General features: G+C 66.5%; 11 protein-coding genes. 5 read left to right on the top strand and 6 right to left on the bottom strand.

Going from position 1 to position 11791, the window contains the following annotated elements:
• Window positions 1–193: 193 nt before the first annotated feature.
• Both ACYP5B_RS52845 and ACYP5B_RS52840 read right to left on the bottom strand, forming a co-directional pair.
• The gene (locus ACYP5B_RS52845; protein WP_400100849.1) at window positions 194–1162 is read right to left on the bottom strand and encodes a tripartite tricarboxylate transporter substrate binding protein BugE; all 969 of its coding nucleotides are present in this window, start codon (window positions 1160–1162) and stop codon (window positions 194–196) included.
• Between the two features lie 137 nt (window positions 1163–1299).
• Window positions 1300–1833 (bottom strand): chalcone isomerase family protein, encoded by a 534-nt coding sequence (locus tag ACYP5B_RS52840; RefSeq protein ID WP_400100865.1) that lies wholly within the window; start codon window positions 1831–1833, stop codon window positions 1300–1302.
• Window positions 1834–2050: 217 nt separating this feature from the next.
• Here ACYP5B_RS52840 and ACYP5B_RS52835 point away from each other — a divergent pair, with 217 nt between their 5' ends.
• Window positions 2051–2944, top strand: coding sequence for an AEC family transporter (locus ACYP5B_RS52835; RefSeq protein ID WP_459575476.1), 894 nt, complete (start codon window positions 2051–2053; stop codon window positions 2942–2944).
• Here the strand turns inward: ACYP5B_RS52835 and queG are convergent.
• Entirely contained in the window at window positions 2937–4163 is a 1227-nt protein-coding gene (gene queG, locus ACYP5B_RS52830; protein WP_459575474.1) for a tRNA epoxyqueuosine(34) reductase QueG, read from the bottom strand. The genes ACYP5B_RS52835 and queG overlap by 8 nt on opposite strands.
• Window positions 4164–4179: 16 nt before the next feature.
• Between queG and tsaE the strand changes: the two genes are divergently transcribed.
• Window positions 4180–4692: a tRNA (adenosine(37)-N6)-threonylcarbamoyltransferase complex ATPase subunit type 1 TsaE gene (tsaE, locus tag ACYP5B_RS52825; protein ID WP_400100854.1), complete on the top strand. Its 513-nt coding sequence runs from the start codon at window positions 4180–4182 to the stop codon at window positions 4690–4692.
• The gene (locus ACYP5B_RS52820; protein ID WP_459575473.1) at window positions 4686–6185 is read left to right on the top strand and encodes an N-acetylmuramoyl-L-alanine amidase; all 1500 of its coding nucleotides are present in this window, start codon (window positions 4686–4688) and stop codon (window positions 6183–6185) included. The genes tsaE and ACYP5B_RS52820 overlap by 7 nt, the downstream gene beginning before the upstream one ends.
• A gap of 165 nt (window positions 6186–6350) precedes the next feature.
• Here ACYP5B_RS52820 and ACYP5B_RS52815 read toward each other — a convergent pair whose 3' ends face one another.
• On the bottom strand, window positions 6351–7373 hold the full coding sequence (locus tag ACYP5B_RS52815) for a bile acid:sodium symporter family protein (RefSeq protein WP_400100858.1): 1023 nt from the start codon (window positions 7371–7373) through the stop codon (window positions 6351–6353).
• Between the two features lie 96 nt (window positions 7374–7469).
• Here ACYP5B_RS52815 and ACYP5B_RS52810 point away from each other — a divergent pair, with 96 nt between their 5' ends.
• Window positions 7470–8378: a LysR family transcriptional regulator gene (locus tag ACYP5B_RS52810; RefSeq protein ID WP_318230648.1), complete on the top strand. Its 909-nt coding sequence runs from the start codon at window positions 7470–7472 to the stop codon at window positions 8376–8378.
• Between the two features lie 37 nt (window positions 8379–8415).
• On the opposite strand, the gene ACYP5B_RS52805 is transcribed toward ACYP5B_RS52810, so the two are convergent.
• The gene (locus tag ACYP5B_RS52805; RefSeq protein ID WP_400100861.1) at window positions 8416–9174 is read right to left on the bottom strand and encodes a class I SAM-dependent methyltransferase; all 759 of its coding nucleotides are present in this window, start codon (window positions 9172–9174) and stop codon (window positions 8416–8418) included.
• A 196-nt stretch (window positions 9175–9370) separates the two neighbouring features.
• Between ACYP5B_RS52805 and ACYP5B_RS52800 the strand changes: the two genes are divergently transcribed.
• Window positions 9371–10180, top strand: a complete 810-nt coding sequence (locus tag ACYP5B_RS52800; protein ID WP_459575471.1) for a helix-turn-helix transcriptional regulator — start codon at window positions 9371–9373, stop codon at window positions 10178–10180.
• Window positions 10181–10200: 20 nt separating this feature from the next.
• Here ACYP5B_RS52800 and ACYP5B_RS52795 read toward each other — a convergent pair whose 3' ends face one another.
• Window positions 10201–11316 carry a porin gene (locus tag ACYP5B_RS52795; protein WP_459575520.1) on the bottom strand — a complete coding sequence of 372 codons (1116 nt, stop codon included), beginning with the start codon at window positions 11314–11316 and terminating at the stop codon, window positions 10201–10203.
• Window positions 11317–11791 lie beyond the last annotated feature (475 nt).

The following is an 11791-nucleotide window of genomic DNA, read 5'->3' as shown; positions in this document are numbered from 1 at the left end:
CCCCCCCCCCCCGCGCCGGTTACGCCTGGGAGCTGGAAACAACCACGGGCTTCGCTTCAAGTGGTTCCCAGCTAAGCCACCCCTCTCCCCGGCCCTCTCCCCCTGAGGGGAGAGGGAGAGACAACCGTCGTCATGGCGCACGGTTTTGGCCCGCTCGCCGGCTTCGGCTAGTGCTGCAGGATTGCCACCGGCATCACTGCTCCAGTTTGATGTTCTGCACCTTCACCAGCGTCTTCATCTTCTCGAACTCCTTCTTGATCTCGGCCGCGTGCTCCGCCGGGGTGTTGCCCGAAGGTTCCGCGCCGGCAGTGCGCAGGCGCTGCTGGAAGTCCTTGTCCTGCAGTGCCTTGACGGCGGCTTCGTTCAACTTCTTGATGACGTCATCAGGCGTGCCCGCCGGCGCCACCAGCCCATACCAGGCGGGGTCATTCGGCTCCTTCAGGCCGAGCTCGCCGAAGGTCGGCACGTTCGGCAGCGAGTCGATGCGCTTGTTCCACGCCACCACGATCGGGCGCAGCTTGCCTGCCTTGATGTAGGGCATGGAGGAGGGCAGGTTGTCAACCATGATCGGCACCTGGCCGGCCAGCACGTCGTTCAGCGCCGGGCCCGCGCCGCGGTAGGGGATATGGACCATGAAGGTCTTGGTGGAGACCTTGAACTGCTCGCCCAGCATGTGGCCGAAGGCGCAGGTGCCGGAGGTCGCGTACGAATACTTGCCCGGATTCGCTTTCAGCACGGCCAGGAATTCCTTGTAGTCCTTGGCCGGGAAGTTCGGGTTGACCGCGATCACGTTGGCCACGTTGGCCAGGTTGGTGATGGGCTTGAAGTCCTTGATCGGGTCGTACGACAGCTTGGGGTTGCACGCCGGGTTGACCGCCATGGTGGAGACGGTGGAGATGCCGATCGTGTAGCCGTCGGGCGCGGCCTTGGCGATGGCGTCGGCGCCGATCGAGCCGCCGCCGCCGGCGCGGTTTTCCACCACCACGGGCTGGCCCAGGATGCGGCTCATCTGGTCGGCCGCGCCGCGGCCCACGATGTCCGTCGTGCCGCCGGGCGCGAACGGGATGATCAGCCGGATCGGCTTGGTCGGGAAGCTTTGCGCCTGCGCCACGGAGGCCGCTGCTGCCAGGCCAAGGGCCAGGGCGATTTTGCTGGTTTGCATGAGATCGTGTCTCCCGTCAAAGGACCGGGCGGGGATATCCGCCCAAGGTGAAGAACGCCGGCGACGCATCCGCTGTAGCGGGGCTTTGAAGCCGGCGGCGTGAGTTCTGGCGGGCGGCCCTGGTGGCCGCCCGGGGGCTAACCGCCCAGGAGCCCGCGCTTGAGATCCCGGTCGACCGGATGGTCGCCAAGGAAGATGCGCAGCACGGCCTGGTAGAAATCTTCGCCCGGGATCGGCTTGCCGCGCGGCGTGCCGTTGATGGCGACCACGGTGCCGCCATCGGGCGAAAAATCAAAATTGATCACATCGCCTTTGCGGGCGGTACCCATCTGCTCCATGGTCTCGCGCAGCTGGAGCAGGCGGTCGGACAGCCTCTGGAACTGGACCTCGCTGTGGTTCTCGCGGATCCCTTCGTTCAGGGCCTTGATAAAGGCATCGGATGGCACCTCGCGCAGCGGCCGGATCTGCAGGCGCTTGGGGCCGTGGGCGCCCAGCACCACGGTGGCATTGCGCGCCTTCTCCGGCAGGTAAAGGGCGGCCACATAGCCCTTGATGATGAACATCGAGCGCAGGCCGGTGCCGTTCAGTTGTAGCTCCTTGCCGCTGACGCGCGTGGCGTCGTCGATCCGCAGGCCCTCGATTTCGTTGGCGCGCGCGGCCTCCGACGGCATGGCCAGGGCCGCGCCCACGCAGAGGGCGAGCGCCAGCAGGCTGGCGCGGCGGGCGAGCGGTTCGTGCGCGAACGGGGTACGGCGGGGAAACATGGAGAGGCTGGACGGTACGACGGAACGTGCCATATTCCGCGATTTCTGAAACAATACCAATTGGTATCTGCCCTAGGCTGCACTTGGCGTGCGCGGCGGCCATCACAATAACTAAAACCAATCGATGTCTTCTGCTCTCCTGTTGGTGCCGGATTTCAGCCTGATCCTGATCGGCTGGCTGCTGGTGCGCCATTCCCCGTTCGACCGCGCGTTCTGGGCTGGCGTAGAGCGTCTGGTGTATTTCGTGCTTTTCCCCGCGCTGCTGTTGCAGTCCACCAACAGCGCCAAGTTCGATTTCTCCTCGACCTCGGCCATGCTCGGCCTGGCGCTGCTGACCACCGCCTTTGGCATGGTGGGCGGCTACGCCGTCAAATGGGCGATGCGGCTGGCGCCGCTCGATTTTGCTTCCGGCCTGCAGACCGCATTCCGCTTCAATTCCTATATCGGGCTGGCGCTGGCCGCGCGCCTGGGCGGCAGCGAGGGGCTGGCCATGATGGCGGTGATCGTCGGCTGCACGGTGCCGCTGTGCAACGTGGCCGCGGTATGGGCACTGGCCCGTCACGGCGAAACCCGCCTGTGGCGCGAGCTGGCGCGCAACCCGCTGATCCTGGCCACCGCCGGGGGCTTGCTGACCAACCTGCTTGGCCTGCACCCGCCCGAGGTGGTGGGCATGACGCTGGCCCGGCTGGGTTCCGCATCCACGGCGCTGGGGCTGATGACGGTCGGCGCGGGCCTGCAGATGAGGGGGGTGACGGGGGCGATCGGGCCGGTGGCATGGTGGAGCGGCGTCAAGCTGGTGGCCATGCCGTGCTTTGCCTGGGCGGTGGGGCGCTTGCTGCCGCTGACCGAGTTGCAGTCGCAGATCGTGGTGCTGTTCGCCTCGCTGCCGACCGCATCCAGCGCCTACATCCTGGCCGTGCGCATGGGCGGCAACGGGCCGATGGTGGCGGCGACGATCTCGGTCATGACCGTGGCGGCCATCGTCACCACGCCGTTCTGGCTGTCCCTGGTCAGTTAGCGGGTGCTTCGGTGTGCGCTGGCGCTTGCGCCAGCGCCCAGTCGATATGCTCGCGCACCAGCGGGCTGGCGTCGGCCTGGCGCGCGCCGAGCGCGGCGCGGATGCGCGCGGCCAGCGCCGTGTCGCCACTGGCGAGCGCCGCGCGCAGGCTGTTGCCCAGTCCCACCGCCAGGTTGCGCAGCCAGCGTTCATGGCCGATGCGGCGGATCGGGCTGCCCTCCAGCCGCTGGTTGAACTCCGCCTCGGTCCAGCCGAACAGCTCGGCCATGTCGGGTGCGTCGAAGCCGTTGCGCACGTCGAAGTCCGGCAGCGTGGCGCGGTGGGCGAACTTGTTCCACGGGCAGGCCAGCTGGCAGTCGTCGCAGCCATATACGCGGTTGCCCATCGGCGCGCGCAACTCCTCGGGGATGGCGCCCTTGTGCTCGATGGTCAGGTAGGAGATGCAGCGGCGCGCGTCGATGCGGTAGGGCTCCAGGATGGCCTGGGTCGGGCAGATATCGATGCAGCGGCGGCAATGGCCGCAGTGGTCGGATTCCGGCGCGTCGGCGGGGAAGGGCACATCGACCAGGATCTCGCCGAGGAAGAACATCGAGCCGCCATCGCGGTCGAGCAGCAGCGTGTGCTTGCCGCGCCAGCCGAGGCCGCCCTGCGCGGCCAGCGCCACCTCCATCACCGGCGCGGAATCCGTGAAGACGCGATAGCCGAACGGGCCGATGGCGGCCTCGATGCGGCTGGCGAGCTGCTGCAGGCGGTTGCGCAGCACCTTGTGATAATCGCGGCCCCGCGCGTAAAGCGAGATCACGGCGGTGGCGGGGTCGTCGAGCCGGGCAAGTTCATGGCTGCGCCAGTCGTCCGGGCCCGCGGCGGGCAGATACGGCATGCGGGCCACGATGGCGCGCACCGTGCCGGGCACCAGTTCGGCGGGACGCGCGCGCCGCAAGCCGTGGTTCGCCATATAATCCATGTCGCCGTGGTAGCCCTGTGCCAGCCACGCCAACAATCCTGCTTCGGCCCGGCTGAGATCCACGTCGGCAATGCTGACCGCATCGAAGCCGAGTTCCGTGCCCCAGGCCCGGATCGAGCCCACCAGCGCTTCCAGCCCGGCGGTGTCCGGGCCCGCATGGGCAATGGACGGCGCAAGGCCAGGCGCTGTCCCGGGGACGGCGCTGCTGGCAGGAGGGGGCGAGGCGGTTGGCGCCTGGGCTGCTCGGTCGATCATTCCCCAATTGTACGCAATGCCTCTGCTCCAAGAACGCACACTCAACCTGCCCGACGAAGCGGCCACCGCCCGGCTGGGCGCGGCGCTGGCCGAGGCCGTGCGCATGCTGCCGCCCCAGACCGTGCACCTGCAGCTCTCGGGCGACCTTGGCGCCGGCAAGACCACGTTGTCGCGTGCCATCCTTCGCGCGCTCGGCCACACGGGCAAGGTGCGCAGCCCCACCTATACGCTGTGCGAGCCGTATTCGGTCACGCGCGCCGATGGCTCACCCCTGACCGCCTACCACTTCGACCTGTACCGCTTCGCCGATCCGGAGGAGTGGGCCGATGCCGGTTTTCGTGATTGTTTTGCCGAACCTGCCGTTAACCTGGTGGAGTGGCCGGAGAATGCCGGGCACTTGCTTGGGGAACCGGACCTTCACTTGTTGCTCCAATCGGACACAAGCGACGCCGACGACGCAGCCGAACGCCGTATCGTCACGCTTCGTGCCTATACTCAGACTGGACTTATCCTGCTTTGCGCATGCTGATCAAGCGACTCGCCACCGACCGACCCGACGATATCCAGCTGGCCCGCCGCAAATGGCTGGCGCAGTGCCTCAAGGCCAGCGCCGGCGGCGTGGTGCTGACACTGGCCGGGCCGCAGATCGCCTTTGGCGCCGGCATCGTCGCGGTGCGGGTCTGGCCCGCCGAGGAATACACCCGCGTCACCATCGAATCCGACGAGCCGCTGGCCGCCGTCCACCAGATGATCCACGGCCCCGACCGGCTGGTGGTGGACATCGATGGCCTCGATCTCTCACCCACCTTGCGCGAGCTGGTGGCCAAGATCACCTCCAACGATCCTTACATCCAGACCGTGCGCGTGGGCCAGAACCGGCCGCGCGTGGTGCGGCTGGTGTTCGACCTGAAGGAAAACGTCTCGCCGCAGGTGTTCACGCTGGCGCCGATCGGCAGCTACCGCAACCGCCTGGTGTTTGACCTCTACCCCGTCAACCCGCCCGATCCGCTGTGGACGCTGGTGCGCGACACCGAGGACAAGCAGCGCAGGTTTGCCGCCACGCAGCCGCCGGCAGGCGCGGATGACGCGTCCGGCGCGCCTGCCACCGGCGAGGAAGACGCCATTGGCGCGCTGGTGCGCAAGTTCGACGACAAGGGCGCCAACCCGGTGCCGGCCCTGCCGCCAATGGCAGCCGTCAAGCCCAGGCCACCGGTCCCCTCTACGGCACCATCGGCACCGCCGCTGGCCCAGAACAATCCGCCTGCGGCCTTGCCCGCCAACAATCCGCCGGCGGACCGTTCCTTCAAGATGCGCCGCCTGCTGACGGTGGCCATCGATCCAGGCCACGGCGGCGAGGATCCCGGCGCCACCGGCGCCTCCGGCTCGCGCGAGAAGGACGTGGTGCTGCAGATCGCGCAGCGGCTGCGCGCCAAGATCGATGCCCAGCCCAATATGCGCGCCATGATGACGCGCGACGCGGACTTCTTCGTGCCGCTCAATGTGCGCGTGCAAAAGGCGCGCCGGGTGCAGGCCGACCTGTTCGTGTCCATCCATGCCGATGCCTTCCTCTCGGCGGAAGCCAAGGGCGCCTCGGTGTTCGCGCTGTCCGAGCGCGGCGCCTCGAGCAGCGCGGCGCGCTGGATGGCCAACAAGGAAAATGCCTCCGACCTGATCGGCGGCGCCAACATGGGCAACAAGGATGCGCAGGTGGCGCGGGTGCTGCTGGACTTGTCCACCACCGCGCAGATCAATGACAGCCTGCAGGTGGGCAAGGCTGTGCTGTCGGAGATCGGCGGCGTCAACCGGCTGCACAAGGGCAGCGTGGAGCAGGCGGGCTTTGCCGTGCTGAAGGCGCCGGATATCCCTTCGATCCTGGTCGAGACCGCCTTCATCAGCAATCCCGAGGAAGAGCGCAAGCTCAACGACGAGAACCACCAGGAGCAACTGGCCAACGCCATCCTGCGTGGCATCAAGAACTACTTCGCGCGCAATCCGCCACTGTCGAAGAATCCGTCGGTGTAAGCGAGGATGGGCCAAAACCGTCCGCAATGACACGCCTGCCGCTCCCTCTCCCCTCGTGGGGGGAGGGAGCGGCAGGCAGGGGTTCAACTCCCACGGAAGGCCAATGCGTCAAAAAAACGGCCGGCAATCAACTTGCCGGCCGTTTGTCATGTTGCGCGGTAATATTCAGGCGCGGGCAGTGGCGCCTTCGGGCAGCGCATCGCGGCCGGCGTAGCGCGAGGCGATCACCGAGCACACGATCAGCTGCAACTGGTGGTAGACCATCAGCGGCAGCACCAAGAGGCCCAGCGCCGGGTGGCCGGCAAACAGGATCTTGGCCATCGGGATGCCGTTGGCCAGGCTCTTCTTGGAGCCGCAGAACACCGCGGTGATCTCGTCTTCCACGGAGAAGCCGAGGCGGCGCGCGGTGAAGGTGGTGGTGGCCAGGATCACGAGCAGCAGCACGGCGGCGAGCGCCATCACGGCGCCGATGGTTTCCCAGTTGTACTTGTGCCACAGGCCGGCGGCGGTGGCGTCGCAGAACGACGAATACACGATCAGCACGATCACGCCGCGGTCGATCTTGTTGGTGATCTGCTTCTTCTTGGCCAGCCAGCTGCCGATCAGCGGACGGGCCAGCTGGCCGAGCGCGAACGGCAGCAGCAGTTGCAGCGCAACGCCGGTCAGCGCCTTGCCCAGCGGCATCGAGGCGCCGCTGGCGCTGATCACCAGGCCCATCAGCAACGGTGTGACGGCCATGCCGATCAGGCCCGAGATGGTGGCGTTGAAGATGGCACCCGGCACGTTGCCGCGCGCCATCGAGGTCATCGCCACCGACGACGACACGGTGGAGGGCAGCGCGCACAGGTAGAACACGCCCAGCAGCAGCTCGGCGGGCAGCGTGTTGCGCAGGCCGAACATCAGCGCCAGCCCGACCACCGGGAAGACGATGTAGGTGAAGCTCTGCACGAAGGCGTGCAGGCGCCAGTGGCGCGCGCCGGCCACCAGCTTGTCGCGCGAGAGCGCCGCGCCGTGCAGGAAGAACACCAGGGCCACGCCCAGGTTGGTGACCATGCCCAGGTGCAGCGGGCCGTCGCCGGCGCCAATTTGCGGGGCCAGCAGCGCGATGCCGATGGCGGTGAGCATGATCAGTACGAACCCGTCGATCAGGTCGTAGATTTTCTTGAAGGGTGAGAGGATGGCGGACATTGACGGCAAAGTTGGATTAGGGTTTCGCCTAGTATTGGACGTTACTGAAGCCTAGAATGCAAATTCATTTATCGCATCCATTCATCTCATAGACGCATGAATTACACATTGCGCCAGTTGCGCGTCTTCCTCGCCGTGGTCGGGCATGGCAGTTTCAGCCGTGCCGCGGATGCCGTCGGCCTGACGCAGCCGGCCGTCAGCCGGGGCGTGGCTGAGCTCGAAGAGGCACTTGGCGTGCGCTTGCTCGACCGCACCACGCGCGAGGTGGTGGTGACCGACGCGGGCCAGGCGCTGGCCCCCGCCATCGAGCGCCTGCTTGGCCAGCTGGACGATACGCTGGAAGAAACCCGCCAGCTTGGCGAGCGCTATCGGGGACGTGTTGTGATTGCCAGTGCACCCACGATTTCGGCGCGGCTGATGCCGCTGTATGTGGCGACCTGCGCGCGCCAGTACCCGGATATTCGTCTCAGCGTGCGCGACAACGTGCAGGCGGATGGCCTCGAGCAGATCCGTGCGGGGGCGGTGGACTTTGGCGTATTGATCGATCCTTTGGCGCGAGAAGGCTTGACCATCGCGCCGCTGGCGACCGATCCATTTTGCTTTGTGTGCCGGCGCGATCACCCGCTGGCCAATGCCGACTCGGTGCCGTGGTCCGCGCTGGACCGCATGCCGCTGGTGTTGCTGGATTTCGCCTCGGGCAGCCGGCCCCTGATCGACCGCATCTTCGCCAGCCATGGCGTGGCGCCCAGCGTGGTGCAGGAACTGGGGCATTCAGCCAGCGTGTTCGGCATGGTCGAGGCCGGCATCGGCGCTTCGGTCCTGCCCTCGTTCTCGCTGCCGCTGCCGGCGGCGTCGCCGCTGGTCTGGCGGCCGCTCACGCCGCGCGAGGAGCGGCGCATCGTCATGGTCTGCCGGGAAGACCGCTCCTTGTCGCCCTCGGCCGCCGCCGTGTGGCAGATGGTGCAGAGCCTGCCGTTGCCGGCCGAGCCGGCCATGCCGCAATGACTGGCACCCTGGCTTAGCGGCTTAACAGCTTAGCGGCTTAGCTGCGCGTTGCCGTGACCATCACCGCTTCCAGCGCAAAGCTGCCGTCGGCCTTGACCAGGTAGTGGTCGCATACTTCCGCCGGCGCCAGTTGCCACAGGTGCAAGATGGCGGCCACCGCCACGGGCGGCGTGCGCATGCGCTGCACCCAGGTGGCAAACTCCAGCTCGATGCGCCAGATCGGCGAGATACCGGCCTGGAAGCCCGCCGTCTCCAGCATCGCTTGCCATTCGTTGCCGGTGTAGTCGCGGATATGCGACGGGTCGCGCAACAACTCCACCGATTGCAGCCAGGTGTCGAGCAGCGGGTCGTCCGAGCCGGCGATGTCGATCAGCACGACCTTGCCGCCCGGCTTGAGCACCCGGTGCATCTCCGCCAGCGCCGCCGGCACGTTGCGCCAGTGGTGCGCGCTCATGCGCGAGATCACCGCGTCGAAGCTGGCATCGTCGAAGGGCAGCGATTCCGCGGCGCCCTGGCGGGTGCGGATATTGGCCAGCCCCTTGTCGCGCGCCGCGCCTTCCACCACCGCCAGCATCTCTGCCGACAAATCGTAAGCCGTCACTTCCGCTGCGACCCCCGCCGCGGCAAAGCTGGCGTGGCCCGCGCCGCAACCCAGGTCGAGCACCCGCGCCGCCGGCAGCGCAGCCAGTTCCTGCGCAAGCTGCTGCAGGTCCGCACCCTGGGCGTGGACCGCGCTGGTGAGGTAGGCGCTGGCGGTGGCGCCGAACTGGGCGGCAACGAGTTCTTGTTGTTGCATGGGGCTCTCCTGGCGGCAATGGCCGCTGGTGGATTCTGGTGATCGGGGGCTGCAAAAGCGGGGACCGGGGGACTTGCCCGCGTAACGGGTTCGACGTACTGTAGCAGCCTGTTTTCCCGGTACAAGTCAGGGTTTTATCCTGGTATAAAACGCACCAGCTTCCAGTCTACTGCCTCGTTTTCCCGCTCAGCCCTCCATGACAGATTACGCGCTTCCCGATCCCGCCAAGCCAAGCGAACTCACGCGCGAAGCCGTGCTGGGCCGCTTCCTGCGGGCCCACCGCGAGCGCCTGGCCCCGGCCGAGGTTGGCCTGGCGCCCGGCCGGCGGCGGCGCACCCCGGGCTTGCGCCGCGAGGAGCTGGCGCAGCTCGCTGGCCTGAGCGCCACCTGGGTAACGTGGCTGGAGCAGGGCCGGCCGGTGGCGCTGTCGGCCCGCGCGCTTGCCAGCCTGGCCGGCGCACTGCGGCTGTCGCGTGCGGAGCGGGCCTACCTGTTCGAGCTGGCCGGCCGGCGCGACCCCATGCAAGCGCAGGACGAACACGCACCCGCCACGGTCCTCGCCAGCGTGGAGGCCATCAACGGCCCAGCCTACCTGCTGGACCGGCAATGGAACGCGCTGGCCTGGAATGCCGCCGCCGCCGACCTGTTCGTGGGCTGGCTCGACCCCACCAGTGAGGATCGCAACCTGCTGCGCAGCATGTTCCTGTCGCCGGGTTTGCAGGCACTGGTGGAGGACTGGCCGCACCGCGCGGCACGGCTGGTGGCGGAATTCCGCGCGCACAGCATCCGCCATGCCGAAGACCCGCCGACGCGGGCGCTCGTGGACGGACTGATCTCGCAGAGCCCGGCGTTCCGCGCCGACTGGCTGTCGCAGGACGTGGAAGAGCGCCAGGGCGGCCGCCGCGGCTTTTGCCATCCGCAGCGCGGGCTGCTGCATTTCGAGCAGCTCACGCTGGTGCCGGCGGCCGCGCCGGGTCTGACGCTGGTGATGCTGATGCCTGCCTGAGGGCCAAGTGCCCTGGCGTCTTAGAACTTATGCCGGATCCCCGCCACTGCCGATACCTGGGTCTTGGTCGAGGACGGCGAGAGCGTGTAGATCTGGGCATATCTGGCGTCGCCGGCGGCGTGCTGGTATATGCCGACCAGGAACAGGTCGGTGCGCTTACTGAGGAAATAGTCGGCGCCGAGGTTGACCTGATGCCATTTCGGGCTGTTGTCCATAGGGCGGTAATCGCCCCACGTATAGATATAGGCTGCGCCCACCATCAGGTTTGGCGTGATGTAGTCGGTAACGGAAATCTCGCCGTTGTTGACCGTCAGCCTCGTATTGTCGAGGTAGTTGAAGCGCACATTGGTGTACAGGACCGAGACGCCCACCGGACCGAACTGATAGGCGCCCCCCGCGCCCCAGATCCGCTGCCGATCCACTTTGGCCCCGGTAGCCAGGCTGGTGAGGAAGGGAGACGTGAAGCCGTAGTCGCCGACTACTGCGCCCGACTGGTTAGTCGGGCTGTTCGGCGTATTCAGCTCCTCATACGCCACGCCCAGCGAAAGATCGTTGCGTTTGTACGATATGCCGAGGCTATACGCATTGTTCGAGCGGAAGTCGCCAGGCTTTTCCCCGAGGCTGAACATGCCGGCAAACTGCAGGCCACCGTATGAAGGGCTCTTGTAGGCGATCGTATTGTTGACGCGGAACGTGTTGAACACGTTGTCGCTGTCGCCGATGTGGGTGCCATAGGCGGCGAACTGTGTTGCCGATTCGAATGACCACAGCGTCGCCGCCGAGAGATCGTACTGCCGGCCTAATGTAACGGTGCCCAGATCCTGGGACGACATGCCGACGAAGGCCTGCCGGCCGAACATCCGCCCACCCTGCGAAGCCGCGCCATTGGTGACGGAAAAACCACTCTCCAGCGTAAAGATGGCCTTGTTGCCGCCACCCAGGTCTTCCTCGCCCCTTAATCCCCAGCGAGGCGTTTGCATCGGCCCGTTGGCCATCTGGAAGCTGGAATGGCTGTTCTGGTTGTTGGCATAAACAATGCCGGTCGAGATCAGCCCGTACAAATTCACCCCGCTTTGCGCGTGGGATGCCGAACACGCCAGCAATAACGTCGTGGCGACGATGGCACTTCGCTTCATAGTGACCTTCCTGTCATTAGAAAAAAAGTAAAAAAGCGGTCCTCCCGCACGCACCGCGGGTGCGCAGGGATCCGGAAGAAAGAAGAGCTGGACGGGAAGAGGTGCGGGCGACGTCGCTAGGAAACGACCCAAGCCGTGTCCGCAGGTAGCGGGAAGCTGGCTGGGATGGCTAGCCGGCCAAGGTGCTTGCCGGAACCGGCGTGGCGTGCAAACACACGCGAGCCAGCACGGGCGAGAAGTAAGCCAATCGAATCGACTGCGTAACGGCGATGCATGCCTGCTCCCTCATTGATCTCTTTATCGGTGAGATTTGAGTGGATTGTCGGCGCAGGAAAACCGCCGCGGGAAGCACAGATTTTGGCTACCGCCGAGCGAATTTTTCGCTCGACCCATTAAGGGGCGTCCTTCTTTTTGCACCGCAATAAAGCATCGCCGGCACCTGCGTCGGGCATGCTGCACTGGCATTGTGCGCTCT

Source organism: Cupriavidus sp. 8B, assembly GCF_054589115.1.
The sequence above is the reverse complement of the archived record's forward strand: the minus strand, read 5'-3'. Positions and strand labels throughout refer to the sequence as shown.

Bases quoted from the DNA above. Each gene is read 5' to 3' on its own strand.
- ACYP5B_RS52845 (WP_400100849.1), bottom strand. From the start codon at position 1,162: ATGCAAACCAGCAAAATCGCCCTGGCCCTTGGCCTGGCAGCAGCGGCC.
- ACYP5B_RS52840 (WP_400100865.1), bottom strand. From the start codon at position 1,833: ATGCCGTCGGAGGCCGCGCGCGCCAACGAAATCGAGGGCCTGCGGATC.
- ACYP5B_RS52835 (WP_459575476.1), top strand. From the start codon at position 2,051: ATGTCTTCTGCTCTCCTGTTGGTGCCGGATTTCAGCCTGATCCTGATC.
- queG (WP_459575474.1), bottom strand. From the start codon at position 4,163: ATGATCGACCGAGCAGCCCAGGCGCCAACCGCCTCGCCCCCTCCTGCC.
- tsaE (WP_400100854.1), top strand. From the start codon at position 4,180: ATGCCTCTGCTCCAAGAACGCACACTCAACCTGCCCGACGAAGCGGCC.
- ACYP5B_RS52820 (WP_459575473.1), top strand. From the start codon at position 4,686: ATGCTGATCAAGCGACTCGCCACCGACCGACCCGACGATATCCAGCTG.
- ACYP5B_RS52815 (WP_400100858.1), bottom strand. From the start codon at position 7,373: ATGTCCGCCATCCTCTCACCCTTCAAGAAAATCTACGACCTGATCGAC.
- ACYP5B_RS52810 (WP_318230648.1), top strand. From the start codon at position 7,470: ATGAATTACACATTGCGCCAGTTGCGCGTCTTCCTCGCCGTGGTCGGG.
- ACYP5B_RS52805 (WP_400100861.1), bottom strand. From the start codon at position 9,174: ATGCAACAACAAGAACTCGTTGCCGCCCAGTTCGGCGCCACCGCCAGC.
- ACYP5B_RS52800 (WP_459575471.1), top strand. From the start codon at position 9,371: ATGACAGATTACGCGCTTCCCGATCCCGCCAAGCCAAGCGAACTCACG.
- ACYP5B_RS52795 (WP_459575520.1), bottom strand. From the start codon at position 11,316: ATGAAGCGAAGTGCCATCGTCGCCACGACGTTATTGCTGGCGTGTTCG.